This window comes from Pseudomonas sp. D1HM (genome assembly GCF_019266105.1).
In the GTDB taxonomy this organism is placed as follows: domain Bacteria; phylum Pseudomonadota; class Gammaproteobacteria; order Pseudomonadales; family Pseudomonadaceae; genus Aquipseudomonas; species Aquipseudomonas taetrolens.
The window spans coordinates 230,112-246,615 of record NZ_LRMN01000006.1; the positions used below are offsets into that span (position 1 = coordinate 230,112).

Consider the following 16,504-nt stretch of genomic DNA (forward strand, 5'->3'; position numbering starts at 1 on the left):
AGGGAGTAAATGTATGCAACTCACTGGCGAACAATTAATCGGCTATCAGATGGTTCGTGGCAAAGGGCGTGAGCTTCTGGCGATGAATCCTCATGACCAGCAGGCCATCAGCACGCCGGTTTTCACCTGCGCGACCGCGGATCTTGTCGATCAGGCCTGCGAACTTGCAGAGCACGCATTCGACCCGTTCCGCGCGACCGATCCCGAGACCCGCGCCCGGTTCCTTGAAGCTATTGCTGACGGGATCATGGGGCTGGGCTCGACCCTGATTGAGCGTGCGCACCTCGAGACAGGCCTGCCGGTGGCGCGACTGGAAGGTGAACGTGGTCGCACGGCTGGCCAACTGCGGCTGTTCGCCACGGTGCTTCGTCAAGGCCGGTGGCAAACAGCGACGTTCGATTCGGCGCTGCCTGAGCGTCAGCCTTTACCGCGGCCTGACCTGCGCATGTGCAAAATCCCGTTGGGCCCGGTTGCTGTCTTCGGTGCAAGTAACTTCCCACTGGCGTTCTCTGTGGCGGGCGGCGACACCGCGTCTGCACTTGCTGCCGGTTGCCCCGTGGTGGTCAAAGCCCACCGTGCTCACCTTGGCACCTCGGAGTTGGTCGGCCGGGTGATTCAGGAGGCGTCGAAGCGCCTTGAACTGCCGGAAGGGACATTCTCCCTGGTGGCAGGTGACGGCAGTGACGTTGGCCAGCAACTGGTTTCGCACCCGGCCATCAAAGCGGTCGGCTTTACCGGTTCGCGAGCAGGCGGTCTGGCTCTGATGCGTACTGCCGCAGCGCGCCCCGAGCCGATCCCGGTCTACGCGGAAATGAGCAGCATCAATCCTGTATTCCTGCTGCCCGGGGCATTGGCCAATCGAGCCGGTTCCATTGCTACAGCCTTCGTGGACGCCCTGGTCATGGGGGCGGGCCAGTTCTGCACCAATCCCGGCGTGGTATTGGCCGTGGAAGGCCCAGATCTGGACGCCTTCCTGGCACGGGCCGGCGTTCACCTGTCTGAGAAGGCAGCCCAGACCATGCTCACTTCCGGCATTCACTCAGCTTACGCACAGGGGATCAGCCGAATCTTGGACGAACCAGGTATCGAGGCTGTGGCATCCGGGCAGCTTGATTCCGGCATCAACCAAGCTCAGGGCCAGCTTTACCAGACAGCGTTCGCGAATGTGGCGACCAATGCAGGTCTGCTGGAAGAGGTGTTCGGCCCCGCAGCTATTGTCATTCGTTGCCAGAACGTCGAAGAGATGCTGGCTTTTGCTCAATCCATCGAGGGGCAACTGACGGCGACCCTTCATCTGGAAAACCAGGACCTGAAGATTGCTCAGGGGCTCGTTCAGGCTATGGAGAAAAAGGCGGGGCGTATTCTCATCAACGGTTTCCCGACCGGCGTAGAGGTCTGCAACACCATGGTGCATGGTGGCGCCTTCCCCGCCACCTCGGACAGCCGCACCACGTCGGTAGGCTCGACGGCAATTGAGCGTTTCCTGCGTCCGGTCTGCTATCAGAACTTCCCGGACATCTTGCTCCCTGCTGCGCTTAAGCAAGACAACCCGCTGAATCTCTGGCGTCAGGTTGACGGGAAACCTTTGGCTCCCTGCGGCTAACCGGTAGTCACGCCATGAGCCAGGGCGTCAGTCCTGGCTCATGGGTGTTCAAGGCTGCACACGGGATTAATCATGCCAGCGTCTGAATAGAAGGCTGGCGTTAACGCCACCGAAGCCGAAGCCATTGGAAAGTGCGTAGTCAATTGGCATGTTGCGTGGCTGCAGAGCAACGAGGTTAAGCCCGCTGGCCGCTTCATCGGGGTTCATCAGGTTCAGGGTCGGGGGCGCGATCTGGTCACGAAGCGCCAGTACCGTGAAGATGGCCTCGACGCCTCCGGCGGCTCCCAGAAGATGCCCGGTGGCGGATTTGGTGGCGCTGATCGCTACGCCGGAGTCAGCCCCGAACAACGAGTGAATGGCTGCCAGCTCTCCTCTGTCACCGACCGGGGTGGAGGTGGCGTGGGCGTTGATATGCTGCACGTCGGCGGGGCTCACAGCCGCCTGGCGCAACGCCATTTCCATGGCGCGTCGTGCCCCGCTGCCGTCTGCGGGCCCCGCGGTCAGGTGGTAAGCATCGGCGCTGGTGCCATAGCCGACCAGCTCCGCCAGAGGCGTGGCTCCGCGCGCGAGGGCGTGTTCCAGTGTCTCGATCACCAGCAACCCGGCACCTTCGGACATCACAAAGCCGTCGCGATCACGATCAAAAGGGCGTGACGCTTGCTGCGGGTGCTCGGCAAATCCGGTCGACAGCGCGCGGGCCGCCGCAAAGCAGCCCAGAGTCACTCGGTCTATCGCCGCTTCGGTCCCGCCGCAGATGGCGATGTCTGCCTCGCCGCTGCGGATGATTCGCGCCGCATCACCGATGGCCTGCACCCCAGCGGCACAGGCGGTTACCGGTGCGCCGAGCGGGCCTTTGAAGCCGTAGTTGATGGACAAGTGCCCTGCCGCCATATTGGCGAGGAAAGACGGCGCAGTGAACGGCGACAACCGACGGGGGCCACGTGTGTCAGTGGTTCGTACCGCATCGGCAATTGCGCCAAACCCACCCACACCCGAGGCGATGACCGTTGCGGTTCGCTCCTGCTCTGCGGCGGTTATTGGCCGCCAGCCAGCCTGCTCCAGCGCTTCATGGGCGGCCACCAGCGCGAACTCGATGAAGCGGTCCATCTTCTTGCGGTCCTTGGCCGAAATGACGCGTTCCGGGTCGTAGCCGGCAATGGCGTCCTCCTCCAGAGATGGCACTTGACCTCCTGCGCTAACCCCAGTGTCCTGGGTGATATCGCCTGGCAAGGTACGGATGCCGGAACGTCCAGACAGCAATCTGCTCCAGACTTCTTCTGCACCGCATCCCAGAGGCCCGACCATTCCGACGCCTGTCACTACGATTCGCTTTTGACCTTCAAGATTAATCATTCGAACCTCTTCATTTATCAATCGACGCCCCTGAAAAGCAGCGTACTTAAACCCGGGGCCATACCTTTATGGCGAGAGGACGCAGGCGCCCTCTCCATCAGGTTCGTGTGATCAGGTTGACGTGTTGCCCGCGCTGTCAGGGCGGATCCTGAACCAGATGGCGTACATCGCCGGCAGGAACACCAATGTCATGATGGTCCCCACGAACGTTCCCCCGATCAGGGTGTAGGCCAGCGTCCCCCAGAACACGGAGTGCGTCAGGGGGATGAACGCCAGGATGGCCGCCAGCGCTGTCAGCAGTACCGGGCGGGCCCGCTGTACCGTGGCCTCGACCACTGCGTGAAACGGATCCAGCCCTTGTTGTGCGTTTTGATGGATTTGCCCGATCAGAATCAGCGTATTGCGCATCAAAATGCCCGATAGCGCGATCAGCCCGACCAGCGCATTGATGCCAAACGGCTGCTGGAAGATCAGCAGCGTCGGCACCACGCCAATCAAGCCCAGTGGCGAGGTGAGAAAGACCATGACCATCGCCGAAATAGACCGGACCTGCACAATGATGATCAGCAGCGTCAAGGCGATCATGATCGGGAAGAGTGGCAACATCGCTTTGCCGGCCTTGCCCGACTCCTCGATGGCCCCCGCCTGCTCGATCCGGTATCCGTCAGGCAATTGATCGATCACCGGCTGCAATGCCTTGATCATCACGCTCGATACGTCTGGTGGCTGCAGGCCTTCGGCGATGTCGCCGCGCACGGTGATGGTCGGCGTACGGTCACGCCGCCTCAGGAGCGGGTCCTCCATTCGCACATCGACCTCTCCCACCTGGGACAGCGGAATCCGCTGGCCCGCTGTGCCTGCCAACGTAAAACCTTCTATCTTGCCCGGATCGAGCCTGACAGAACCCGCTGCGCGCCCCACCACCTGCACCGAGCGAATGTCCTCACGCACGGTGGTGATCGGTACGCCGGTCAGCAGGAACTGCAGTTGCTGTGCAACTGAAGCAGTCGTTAGGCCCACCGCCTGCAGGCGATCTTGATCGAGTGTGAAATGCAGCGTCGGCGTCAGCGGTCCCCAGTCGGTATTGACGGTTCTCATCAGCGGGCTCGACTGCAATACGTCCTGCACCTGCCCCGCTATTTCACGCAGTTTTGAAGGATCTGGCCCCATTACCCGGTAGGCAACAGGAAATGGCGAATAGGGACCAAACACCAGTTGAGTCACCCTGATCCGCGCTTGCGGGGCAAGCCCTTCAGCGGCCGCCTGTCGAAGCCGCAACTTGAGGGCCTCGCGCTGTTCTTGGCTATCGGTCAGCACCACAATCTTGGCGAACGATGGATCAGGCAGTTCCGGCGCCATCGCCAGATAGAAACGGGGTGCGCCCTGGCCGATGTAAGACGTGACGATTTTTGCCTCATCCTGCTTTTGCAGCCAGGCCTCCAGGGTCGCGGCGGTCGCGCTGGTCTGCTCGATGGCGGTTCCATACGGCATTTGCACTTCAATCAAGACTTCTGGACGGTCGGAGGTCGGGAAGAACTGCTTTTTAACCAGACTCATGCCCAGGACCGCGGCGACAAAAGACACAATAACAGCCCCGGCTACCAGCCATTTGCGCGCGATAACCTGCGTCAATACCCGGCGAAATCGATTGTAGTTAGGGGTGTTGTAGATGGCCGCGTGACCGCCCTCGACCTTCTTGATATCCGGCAACATCTTCACCCCCAGATAGGGTGTAAACACGACCGCAACCACCCAGGAGGCAATCAGGGCGATGCCTACGATCCAGAACATGTTGCTGGTGTATTCGCCCGCGGTTGATTGCGCGAAGCCGTTGGGCATAAAGCCGATTGCCGTCACCAGCGTACCGGACAACATCGGCGCGGCCGTGTGACTCCAGGCGTACGCACAAGCCTTGAGGCGGTCGTAGCCCTCCTCCATTTTCACCACCATCATTTCGATGGCAATAATGGCGTCATCGACCAGCAGGCCAAGTGCCAGAATCAGCGAGCCGAGGGTGATACGGTCAAAGTTCTTGCCGGTGGCTGCCATCACCACAAACACCACGGCCAGCGTTAGCGGAACAGCCGCCGCGACCACAAAACCCACACGCCAGCCCATGCTGAGGAAGCACACCAGCATCACCACCAGCAGCGCAACGAAGAACTTGACCATGAACTCGCCGACCGCCGAATCAATATTCACAGATTGGTCGGTGACCTTGGAGAGCGTCATGCCCAAAGGCATGTCTTGGTTGATCTTGAGCGTTTGCGCGTCCAGTGCCTTGCCGAGGTCAAGGCCATTCCAGCCCTCACGCATCACAATCCCCAGTAGCAGCGCGTCTTCACCGTTGTTACGCACGAGGAAGGTTGCGGGATCCTCATAGCCTCGCTCGATGGTCGCCACATCAGAGAGCTTGAGCGTCCGCCCCTGTACCGTAATGGCGGTGTCCCGGATTTTTTGCAGTGTGTCAAAGGCGCCATCCAGTCGAAGGAACACCTGCGGCCCTGCGGTATCGATCGAACCGGCAGGTGTGAGCACGTTCTGGTCATTCAGGGCAGCAAAGATAGCCTGAGGGGATACGCCCAGGGTGGCCAGCCGGTCATGGGCAAAGGATACAAAGATACGTTCGGGTTGCTCGCCGATGATGTTGACCTTCTTCACCCCCGGAACATGCAAAAGGCGCTGGCGTAGCAACTCGGCATCACGCACCAGCAGCCGCTGCGGCTCGCCTTTGGCTTTCAGGGCAAGAAGCGCGAATGTCACGTCCGAAAACTCGTCGTTGACCATTGGCCCGATAACACCCGGCGGTAGCTTTCTGGTTTCATCGTCGAGCTTTTTGCGCGCCTGATAGAACTCTTCCTGCACCTCAGCCGGTGGCGTGCTATCGAGCAGTGACAGCATCGTGAAAGCAAGACCGGGACGGGTGTAGGTTTCCGAGCGGTCATACCACTTCAATTCTTGCAGGCGTTTTTCCAGTGGCTCGGCGACCTGATCCTGCATTTCCTGCGCAGTAGCCCCCGGCCAGGCAGTAATGACCGTCATCTGCTTGACCGTAAACGGAGGGTCTTCTGCTCTACCCAGCTGGAAGAACGACAGGATCCCTGCAACGGCAATCAGGAAGATCAGAAAGACTGTGATCGAGCGCTCGCGAACGGCAATCGCGGACAGATTAAAACGTCCCTCGCTCATGGACGACTCCCGGCAGCGTTGGCGTGCTCTTGTTGAGACACTCTCACCGCCTCCCCCTCGTGCAGCAGATGTGCGCCCAGCGCAACGATCTGCTCACCCACCTTGAGATCACCCGTGACTTGCGCAACGTCGTCGCTCAGGCCCAACACCTGAACGGGTCTCCAGCTCACTTTCGCCGGGGTGCCGGCGATGACCCACAGGCCAGTGCCCTGGCCAGGGTCATAAACGGCGGCGATCGGCACTTGCATCGTTGGCCGTTGCACGGCGCCTTCAGCGATCCGGAGGGTCACGGTCGAACCTATGGGGGCATTGGCCAGCGCCCCCTCAAGCACATACCGCGCCTCGAAGGTGCGGGTCATTCGGTCGGCCGAATCGGACAGCAGCCTCAGCTTCGCGGTAACAGCTCCGGTCGTATTGCCATAAAGCGTCGCCTGCGCGGTGGAGCCTGCTGCGGGACGCAATGTCTCGGGCAAGTGCACGATGGCTTCGCGCTGGCCTGCACGCGCCAGACGCAGCACGGGCTGCCCGGGGCTGACCACTTGTCCGGGCTCGGCGAGCGTCTCCACCACAACGCCATCGGCATCCGCCAACAGCACTGCATAACCAGACGCATTGCTCGCCACATCAGCCTGGGCGTGTGCGGCACTAAGCTGCGCTTTGGCGGTATCCGCTGCGGCTTTGATCTGGTCATAGGTCGATGCAGAAACAGCACCTGCGGCGACCAGATTGCGATATCGGGCCTCGTCATCCGCTGTCTGTTTGGCTCGGGCCCTGATGGCGATGACTGACGCGTGCTGCGCTTGCGCCTGCAACCTCAGGTCGATGGGATCAAGGCGCATGAGGGGCTGACCCCGTTTAACGCTCTGACCGGTGTCAACCAGACGCTCTTGCACTTTGCCTGATACACGAAAACCCAGATCGCCCTGGACGCGGGCAGCCACCACTCCGGTGAAAGAACGTGAGACGTCGGAGGCTCCCTGCACCGCCGCGGACCTGACCAGGGGGGCATGTGTGCGCGGATCATCAACGCTGGATGAGTCGCCACATGCCGTCAGGACAAGAGGCAGCAAGCAAGCGGCAATGGGGAAAGGTCGAAGCCGGCGCATAGGTTCCCTTACTGAAATATAGGACGAGCGCCATATTCTCAGCATGGTGACTACTTGTGTCAATGGTCACTAATCGTAAAGCGGTACGCTTCTCGCTATCGACACAAAAGCTGTAAACGCGCAATTGGTCGCGATTTAAAGGTCGTGACTGGTGTTTGATATGGTCACATTCAAGCCTGCCGAAGGACACGCAATGCCCCCGCCCTTCCCTCGCTTTTATCGGCCCGGACGAGCATCGTCCAGAGGCCCCGTTTGCGGATCGTGACTGGGGTCAGCTTTATGTCGCACAGCAGCGTGACGTGACGCCCAGACGTGGCCCGGGCGGATGATGGAAGAAGGAAAAACGCAGACCCACAGTCAGGGCATAAGGCTGCGCAAGATCAGATTGGTGGTCAGGGTGGGGGCTTCGTCGACAAAATCGAGGTTGTATTGCAACAGCAAAGGGTTAACGAAGGGCCGCAGCGCTAAATGTATAGCGTCGACGGTCTCGTCTAAGGGTGTCTTGCGCTCAAACTCTCCTGCCTCTCGCCCTTCCCGGACTATTTGCAGCACGAAGCGTTTGATCTGTGCCTCATACGCCTGGGAGACGGGCCAGCTTTCTGACGCTGCAAACGCTGCGATGTCATAGAGCTTTCTATCGTTGAAGAACAGGTCAACACCGGTCGAGATCAAGGTCTTGACCAAACGTCGAAAGCGCTCGGTAGGCGACAGGTTTGCAACATTGATCGCTTGATCCACTGCCGCGACGATTTGAGCCAGGCAGTTTGCGCAGATGGCTTCACCTATCGCCTGCTTGGAATCAAAAAACTTGTAAATGTAAGCCTTGGAAAATCCAATGGCCCTGGCCAGCTCGGAAACCGTGGTTTTACCGTAGCCGTACTGGCTAAAGTGCTGGTTGGCAGCCGCGACAATCTGATCTCGAATGTCATGATCGGCTGGACCACGGGCGCTGGCTGAAGATGAAAATAGGGATGGCTGACTCATCGGGGCAGCTTACTCACCCCGGCGACAACTGACAACGTGTGACCACCAGAGATACTGCCGTGTATGTACGGCTGTAGCCTGTTCAACGCGGGCTTTCGTCAGCACTGACCTGTATCGGTAGCGGCTCAAGAGCCGCCCGCTGTCGGGTTGCGTGCCAGCACAGCAGCGATCCCGCCGTCACAAGCACTGCACCCTGCCAGAACTGTGCCTGCAGACTGACACCCAGCCATACCGCAGCGAACGCCGATGACAGCACCGGAGCTGAATAGGATGAGGTCGCCAGCAGCGTCAGATTCCCCCGCAGGATGCCGATATTCCATAGCGCGTATCCACCCGCCATGGCGACTCCGGCAGCCAGTAGCTCAAGGGAATTGGCCCACGTGAAGGCCGGGATCTGTTCGTCGCTCACAAACCACTTCAGCCACAGCACCGCGGCCGCCAGCACAAAAAACAGGACCACCAGATTCTGCCCGCCCGCATAGCGGCGGGTGACATTGCAATACAGCGCAAACGTGATCGCACAGGTCAGTGCCAGGCTGTAGCTGAGCGGATTCGACTGCACATTGCGCACAATGCCCGGCAGGGATAAACCGTCACCACTGACCACCCACAAGATGCCGAACAGCGCGAGGGCGGAGCCCGGCACGATGAACCAGCGGGTCTTCTGGCCGTTCATGAAAATCGCCAGCACCACGGTCAGGCAAGGCCACAGATAATTCACCACGCCCAGTTCGATGGCTTGCTGACGGTCACTGGCAAACCCCAGCGCCAACGACAGGCACACTTCGTAAGCGACAAACAAGGCGCTGCCGAGCAACAGGTAAAGCGTTGATGTCGAGCGGATTCGCGGGCGTCCCAGAAATATGAGCAGCATCAGGGCACCCAACGAATAAATCAGCGCGGCGCCACCCAGCGGGCCGAAATGTTCGCTGACACCCCTGATCAATCCGGCGGCAGTGCTCCACAACACAATCGCTACCAGACCACACGCTGTGGCCGCCCGCTCACCCCTGATCTGCATCATGACCCCATGTTCAAAATGGTAACTCGACCGCACAGGCTAACCAGCGGGACAGGCGGGATAAAGTGATATTTTCAGTGCGCTAACGATGACCTGTCGTTATATGAAGGGCCTGGAACCGCCTGCGTCCTAACGTCGCAGCAGACAACCCTTGGAAAATCCCCCGCAAGCCTTAGAATCCCGCGCTCGTTTGCAGTTGCCTGAGCCCTGAGGGGGCGCAGCAGTGACACAGGCGCGTCGCTCAATGGCTGGCCACACCTCGTCGATGTGTGCCCGACACAACCGCCCTGCCCGTAGGGTGGGCATTTGCACAACACACTCTTCGGCTTGGCAATCGCATGCGCAGAGGCGCACGGTCCGCTGTTCGATTTCCAGAGGTTTATATGTCTCCGCGTTTGCTGGCCATGGCGCTGGCGCCCCTGCTTGGGCTGTTCATTGTTGCATTGGGCAACGGCTTTCTTTCATCCCTGACCACCCTGCGACTGGACGCCGCCGGCACGTCGGCCACCATGATCGGGGTCGTTTCATCAGCCTATTTCATCGGGTTGACCCTGGGTGCCGTCTTCAATGATCGCTTGATTCTGCGCATCGGTCATATCCGCGCCTACGGCAGTTTTGCCTCGTTGATCGCCGTGACCATTCTGCTCCAGGGCCTGTTCTACGACACATGGGGCTGGTTCGCGCTGCGTTTGATCAACGGCTGGGCCACGGTCGGGGTATTTCTGGTGATCGAAAGCTGGCTGCTGCTGGCCGGTGACGCCAAGATTCGCGGGCGCTTGCTCGCGCTGTACATGATCGTGCTGTATGGCGCCGGTGTGCTGGGTCAGGCCGCGTTGGGAACAATCACCGGCTTGAGCGACAGTGCGCCCTTCATGGTGGCCGGCATGCTCGCTTCGTTGTCGGTCCTGCCGATTGTGATCCTGCCACGGGTGTCGCCACTGCTGGACCAGGTTGAGCCACTCAAGCCCCGGCAACTGCTGGGCGTAACGCCGACCGGGCTGGTCGGGTGTTTCGGCTCGGGTGTCAGCATCGCCGCGATTTACACCTTGCTGCCGCTGTACCTGCAACGCGCGGGCCTGGACGTCGGTGAAGTCGGCAGCATGATGGCCTGGACGATCCTCGGCGCCATGCTCCTGCAATACCCGGTTGGACGCTGGTCCGACCACAAGGATCGCTTGCAGGTGCTGACCATTCTGGCGGTGGCCTGCACGGTATTGTCGCTGATGATCGTGCTGCTGCCCTTGTCTTCGACGCTGCTGGCCGCACTGCTGTTCCTGCTCGGCGGTGGGGTGTTTGCGCTGTACCCGGTTGCGGTCAGCCATGCCGCCGACCGCGCCCCTGCCGAAGCGTTGGTACCGATGATCCAGGGCCTGCTGCTGATCAACTCGCTGGGCTCGGCGATCAGTCCGATGATGATCTCGCCGGTGATGAATTCGTTCGGCGCAAATGGCCTGTTCTGGGTCTTCGCGTTGGTCAACCTGTGCATGGTCACGTTCTTCTTCTGGCGCCGTGGCAAGCGCCCGGTACCGGCCAATCCCGCGCCTTTTGCGGCAGCCGCCACCTTCTCCCCGACCGGCGCCGAGCTGCGGGTCACCGAAGACTTGCGCCAGGCCGCTCAGGATCATCCGGCCATGGTCGATGCGCTGAGTGGCGAACCTGCGCCGCTGAATTAAACCGGTGAGGGGCATTTCTAAAAAGTAGAAATGCCCTGAATCCACCGTCACACCCCCCTCTTCCCTCCAGATCGTGATTACTATAGCGTCCACCGCCCAGGGTTCAGAAAGCCCGCTGTGCCCGTGCATGATTTGAGACTCCGAATGAAGTTCACCACGATTTCTGTTGCGCGAAAGCTCAAGTTTTACCAATTGGTAGTGTTCGATCAGGTGCTGCAAAGTGGCTCGCTGGTGCGTGCTGCGCATGCACTCAACCTGACTCAGCCAGCGGTGACGAAGATCATTCATGAGCTGGAGTCGTACTTCGATGCGCCTTTGCTGATTCGTGGCAATCGCGGCGTGACGGCCACTGAGCTGGGGGAATTGGTGGTTCGGCGGGCCAAGTCATTGTTGGCGGAGTTGCGCTCGCTGACGGACGAGGTCAATGCCTTTCAGGAAGGTACTTCCGGGCATGTCATGGTGGGCACCTTGATTTCGGCTTCAACCTCTTTGCTGCCAAGGGCCATGCAGTTGCTCAAGCAACAAGCCCCCGGCGTGCTGGTGTCGCTGCGAGTCGGGCAGATGGACCAACTGTTTCCGGCACTGGCAGTCGGTGAAGTCGATCTGGTGGTGGGCCGCGTGCCTGACGATTGGCGCTGGCGCAATGAGTCACCCATGCTCGATGTCGAGGTGTTGTATGCCGAAGAGTTGAGCGTGGTCGCTGGAGCCGGTCATCCATTACACGGGCGCTCGCCGATCAGTCTCGCCGATTTGCTTGAGTACCCGTGGGTGCTGCCGACCCGTGATTCGCTGCTGCGGCGTACTGCCGACGAACTGTTCGCCGAGGCTGATCTTGCCCCGCCGGGCAATGTGGTCGAGTCGCTGTCGATCCTTACCAACATCACCCTGATGCAAGATCAGCAAACCGTTGCGCTGATGCCGTTCGAAGCCGCGCAACAGTTTGTCAGCGCCGGTTTGCTCAAGGCGTTTGACCTCGGTAAGCCGCTGCAGTTTGGCGATATTGGCTGCTTCTTCTCCAATACCCGGGCGTTGGGGCCTGCGGCACGATTATTTCGCGAGTGCCTGAATCAGGCCCGTTGCGAGTCCAGTGAACGCCATCCCTCCAAGGGTTGAGGTGCCCATTCAGGTATTCCAATCCAGCATAGCAAGGCGCGACTTTTTTATTATTCACTAATATCCGTTCTCCCTACACTTCCTCCGACTACCCCAATTTTCCGGAGGCTGATGTGTCTGCACCCTTGCCGTTGCTGCGTAATTACATCTCGGGCGAATTCGTCGCTTGCGAGCAGACCTTCCCCAATATTTCGCCCATCGATGGCCGTACGCTCAGCCATGTCTGCGAAGCCGACAACGCGCTGGTCGACCGTGCTGTCGCGGCTGCAAAAGCCGCACAGTACGGGCCTTGGAGTGAGTACAGCGCCAGTCAGCGGGCTGCGCTGTTACAGCGTATTGCCGATATTATCGAGCGCCGTTTCGAAGAATTTGTCGCCGCCGAAGTGTCCGATACCGGACGCCCGGTGCAACAGGCGCGCACCCTGGATATCGCCCGCGGGATTCACAACTTTCGCACTTTCGCCGAGCTGATCAACCAGGCCGGCAGTGAATGTTTTGAGATGCGCACTGCCGATGGCAGTGATGTGTTCAGTTACTCGGTGCGCAAGCCACACGGTGTGGTGGCGATCATCTCGCCGTGGAATCTGCCGATGCTGTTGATGACCTGGAAAGTGGCCCCGGCATTGGCGTGTGGCAACTCAGTGGTGATCAAGCCGTCGGAGGACTCACCGTCCACCGCGACCCTGCTCGCCGAAGTCATGCACGAAGCGGGATTGCCTGCAGGCGTGTTTAACCTGGTGCACGGTTTCGGGCCGGGGTCGGCCGGCGAGTTTCTGACCCGTAACCCGGATGTGGATGCCATCACCTTTACCGGCGAGTCGCGCACCGGCGAAACCATCATGAAGGTCGCCGCCGAAGGCGTGCGTGATGTGTCGTTCGAACTGGGCGGCAAGAACGCAGCCGTCGTGTTTGCCGACTGTGATTTCGACGCCGCGGTGGCCGGTGTTTTGCGCTCCAGCTTCACCAATGCCGGTCAGGTGTGCCTGTGCTCGGAGCGGGTGTATGTCGAGCGGCCGATCTATGAGCGCTTTGTGGCGGCCATGAAAGCCGGTGCCGAAGCATTGAAAATCGGCTACCCGGATGAAGATGGCGTGAACATGGGGTCGCTGATTTCGCATAAGCATCGCGACAAGGTATTGGGTTACTTCGAACTGGCCCGCAACGAAGGTGCAACCGTCGTCACTGGTGGCGGCGTGCCGTGTTTTGGTGACGAGCGCGATAACGGTGCCTACGTGCAACCGACCATCTGGACGGGCCTCAACGATGACGCGCGGTGTGTGCGTGAAGAGGTATTCGGTCCGGTTTGCCACATTGCCCCGTTCGACACGGACGATGAAGTCGTGCGACGCGTCAACGACTCGCCTTACGGCCTGGCCACTGCCCTGTGGACCCGCGACTTGAAACGCGCGCATACCGTCTCGCGGCGTTTCAAGGTCGGCATGGTGTGGGTCAACACCTGGTTCCTGCGCGACCTGCGCACCCCGTTTGGCGGTACGCGCCTGTCAGGCCTGGGCCGTGAAGGCGGCCGCCATTCGCTGGATTTCTACTCGCAAATCACCACCATCTGCGTCAACCCTTGAGCCCCGGAGTTTCGCCCATGCATGCAGCTCTTATAGAAGCGGCCAGTCGGCTGCGCCAGGCCGAACGCGACGGGAAACCGTGCGCTCCGGTGCGCGAACTGATCGCCAGTGCCCTCGCCGCAGACCCTTCAATCGATCCGGTCGCCCTCGCCTACGCCGTGCAGCAATACAACAATGCGGCCGCCATCGAGGCTGGCCAGCGTCCGGTCGGGCGCAAAGTCGGCCTGACTTCACGTGCGGTCCAGCAACAGTTGGGCGTCGATCAACCGGACTTCGGCCAATTGTTCGCCAGTATGGCCCGCGGTGACGATCAGCCGATTGCCTGGAGCGACACCCGGCAACCCAAGGTCGAGGCGGAAATTGCCCTGGTGCTGGAGCACGACCTGTGCCACGAGCGCCATACCGTCGCCGATCTGATTCGCGCGACCGCATTCGCCTTGCCTGCCATCGAAGTGGTCGGCAGCCGGATCGCCCAGTGGGATATCCAGCTGGTCGACACCATTGCCGATAATGCCTCCTCAGGCCTGTTTGTGCTGGGCACTCGTCCGGTGCAGCTGTCGCGTCTGGATCTGGTGCGCTGCGGCATGCGCATGACTTTGGGCGCAGAGCCGGTATCGGTTGGCGCCGGTGCCGCCTGCCTGGGCAACCCGTTGAACGCCGCCGTATGGCTGGCCGACACCCTGGCGCGGCTGGGGACGCCATTGCGCGCTGGCGACATTCTGCTGACCGGTGCCCTCGGCCCGATGGTGGCGGCGCGGCCGGGCAACGTGTTCACCGCACATATCCAGGGGCTGGGCAGCGTCACCGCTGCCTTCGACCTGCAATCGTGATCGTGGAGCCCTGCATGAATCAGAAACTGAATATCGCCATCGCCGGTTCCGGCAACATCGGTACCGACCTGATGATCAAGGTACTGCGCAACGCCCGGTATTTGCAGATGGCGGTCATGGTCGGTATCGACGAGCATTCCGACGGCCTGGCCCGTGCCCGGCGCATGGGCGTGGCGACCACCCATCAGGGTGTCGAAGGGTTGATTGAAATGGCGCAGTTTGCCGACATCGATTTCGTCTTCGACGCCACATCGGCCACTGCCCACGTGCACAACGCGGCCTTGTTGCGCAAAGCCAGGCCGGGCATCCGCCTGATTGACCTGACACCGGCGGCTATCGGCCCGTACTGCGTGCCCGTGGTGAACCTGGATCAGATCATGGATCAGCTCAACGTCAACATGGTCACCTGCGGCGGGCAGGCTACTATCCCGATGGTGGCCGCGGTATCGCGCGTCGCCAAAGTGCATTACGCCGAGATCATCGCCTCGATTGCCAGTAAATCTGCCGGCCCCGGCACCCGCGCCAACATCGATGAATTCACCGAAACCACTTCGCGGGCAATTGAGGTGATCGGAGGCGCAGCCAAGGGCAAGGCGATCATCGTGATGAACCCGGCCGAGCCGCCGTTGATGATGCGCGACACCGTGTATGTGCTGTCCGAGGCTGCCGATCAGGCCAGCATCGAGGCGTCCATCGAGCGCATGGCGCAAGCGGTACAGGCTTACGTGCCCGGGTATCGCCTTAAACAAAAAGTCCAGTTCGACGTGATCAGTGCCGACGCGCCGCTGCTGATTCCCGGCCACGGGCATTTCAGCGGGCTGAAGACGACGGTGTTCCTCGAAGTTGAAGGCGCTGCCCACTATTTGCCTGCTTATGCCGGCAACCTCGACATCATGACCTCCGCTGCCTTGGCTACCGCCGAGCGTATGGCGCAGTCGATGCTTAACGCCTGAGGAGATTTGCGATGACGTTCAACCCCGGCAAAAAGCTCTACATCTCTGATGTCACCCTGCGCGACGGCATGCATGCGATCCGGCACCAGTACTCACTGAATCAGGTGCAGGCCATCGCCCGTGCGCTGGATCAGGCACGTGTTGATTCGATCGAAGTCGCCCACGGTGACGGTTTGCAGGGTTCAAGCTTCAACTATGGCTTTGGCGCCCATACCGATCTGCAATGGATAGAAGCCGTGAGTGATGTGCTGACTCACGCCAAAGTCGCAACACTCTTGCTGCCTGGCATTGGCACCCTGCATGACCTCAAAAATGCGTATCAGGCCGGAGCGCGCATTGTGCGTGTGGCCACCCATTGCACTGAAGCCGATGTCTCGCGCCAGCACATCGAGTATGCCCGCACGCTGGGCATGGACACGGTCGGTTTTCTGATGATGAGCCACATGATCAGCCCGCAGCAATTGGCCGCTCAGGCATTGTTGATGGAGGGCTACGGCGCCACCTGCATCTACGTGGTCGACTCCGGTGGCGCGATGGGTATGCAGGATATTCGCGAGCGTTTCCAGGCCCTCAAAGCCGTGCTCAAGCCCGAGACCCAGACCGGTGTGCATGCCCACCATAACCTGAGCCTGGGTGTGGCCAATTCTATTGTTGCGGTTGAGGAAGGCTGTGACCGTATCGATGCCAGCCTTGCCGGCATGGGCGCGGGTGCCGGCAATGCGCCGCTTGAAGTGTTTATTGCCGCTGCGCAGCGCATGGGCTGGAACCACGGCACCGACCTCTACACCTTGATGGACGCCGCCGACGATATCGTGCGCCCGCTACAGGATCGCCCGGTACGCGTTGACCGCGAGACCCTGGCCCTTGGCTACGCCGGGGTCTACTCCAGCTTCCTGCGCCACGCCGAAGTTGCCGCGCACAAATACGGCCTCAAAACCGTGGATATCCTCGTCGAGCTTGGCAAGCGGCGCATGGTCGGCGGCCAGGAAGACATGATCGTCGATGTCGCTCTGGATCTGCTGAAACGCTAACCCGATGCCCCCTGGCGCAGCGGACGTGTTCGCGATCAATCGCGAGCATGCCTGCTCCTGCCCGGACC

General features: G+C 60.6%; 12 protein-coding genes. 7 read left to right on the plus strand and 5 right to left on the minus strand.

Going from position 1 to position 16,504, the window contains the following annotated elements:
- Positions 1-13: 13 nt before the first annotated feature.
- On the plus strand, positions 14-1,603 hold the full coding sequence (locus AWM69_RS08575) for an aldehyde dehydrogenase (NADP(+)) (RefSeq protein WP_218726264.1): 1,590 nt from the start codon (positions 14-16) through the stop codon (positions 1,601-1,603).
- 66 nt (positions 1,604-1,669) lie between these two features.
- Here AWM69_RS08575 and fabF read toward each other — a convergent pair whose 3' ends face one another.
- From fabF to yddG, 5 genes are all read right to left on the minus strand, one after another.
- Positions 1,670-2,956, minus strand: coding sequence for a beta-ketoacyl-ACP synthase II (fabF, locus tag AWM69_RS08580; RefSeq protein WP_218726265.1), 1,287 nt, complete (start codon positions 2,954-2,956; stop codon positions 1,670-1,672).
- A 111-nt stretch (positions 2,957-3,067) separates the two neighbouring features.
- A complete protein-coding gene (locus AWM69_RS08585) occupies positions 3,068-6,145 on the minus strand; it encodes an efflux RND transporter permease subunit (RefSeq protein ID WP_218726266.1) in 3,078 nt (1,025 codons plus the stop codon).
- Positions 6,142-7,251: an efflux RND transporter periplasmic adaptor subunit gene (locus AWM69_RS08590; protein WP_218726267.1), complete on the minus strand. Its 1,110-nt coding sequence runs from the start codon at positions 7,249-7,251 to the stop codon at positions 6,142-6,144. The genes AWM69_RS08585 and AWM69_RS08590 overlap by 4 nt, the downstream gene beginning before the upstream one ends.
- A 357-nt stretch (positions 7,252-7,608) precedes the next feature.
- Positions 7,609-8,235 (minus strand): TetR/AcrR family transcriptional regulator, encoded by a 627-nt coding sequence (locus tag AWM69_RS08595; RefSeq protein WP_218726268.1) that lies wholly within the window; start codon positions 8,233-8,235, stop codon positions 7,609-7,611.
- Positions 8,236-8,317: 82 nt separating this feature from the next.
- On the minus strand, positions 8,318-9,256 hold the full coding sequence (yddG, locus tag AWM69_RS08600) for an aromatic amino acid DMT transporter YddG (RefSeq protein WP_218726572.1): 939 nt from the start codon (positions 9,254-9,256) through the stop codon (positions 8,318-8,320).
- 383 nt (positions 9,257-9,639) lie between these two features.
- Between yddG and AWM69_RS08605 the strand changes: the two genes are divergently transcribed.
- The 6 genes from AWM69_RS08605 to dmpG all read left to right on the plus strand — a co-directional run bounded on the left by AWM69_RS08605 (position 9,640) and on the right by dmpG (position 16,436).
- On the plus strand, positions 9,640-10,929 hold the full coding sequence (locus tag AWM69_RS08605; RefSeq protein ID WP_218726269.1) for an MFS transporter: 1,290 nt from the start codon (positions 9,640-9,642) through the stop codon (positions 10,927-10,929).
- Positions 10,930-11,073: 144 nt separating this feature from the next.
- Complete coding sequence (locus AWM69_RS08610) at positions 11,074-12,042, plus strand: LysR substrate-binding domain-containing protein (protein WP_218726270.1); 969 nt, start codon at positions 11,074-11,076, stop codon at positions 12,040-12,042.
- 113 nt (positions 12,043-12,155) lie between these two features.
- Entirely contained in the window at positions 12,156-13,622 is a 1,467-nt protein-coding gene (locus AWM69_RS08615; protein ID WP_373274295.1) for a 2-hydroxymuconic semialdehyde dehydrogenase, read from the plus strand.
- Between the two features lie 17 nt (positions 13,623-13,639).
- Positions 13,640-14,452, plus strand: a complete 813-nt coding sequence (locus tag AWM69_RS08620) for a fumarylacetoacetate hydrolase family protein (RefSeq protein ID WP_218726271.1) — start codon at positions 13,640-13,642, stop codon at positions 14,450-14,452.
- Positions 14,453-14,466: 14 nt separating this feature from the next.
- Positions 14,467-15,405, plus strand: a complete 939-nt coding sequence (locus AWM69_RS08625) for an acetaldehyde dehydrogenase (acetylating) (RefSeq protein WP_218726272.1) — start codon at positions 14,467-14,469, stop codon at positions 15,403-15,405.
- Positions 15,406-15,416: 11 nt separating this feature from the next.
- Positions 15,417-16,436 (plus strand): 4-hydroxy-2-oxovalerate aldolase, encoded by a 1,020-nt coding sequence (gene dmpG / locus AWM69_RS08630; RefSeq protein WP_218726273.1) that lies wholly within the window; start codon positions 15,417-15,419, stop codon positions 16,434-16,436.
- The last annotated feature ends 68 nt before the right edge of the window (positions 16,437-16,504 follow it).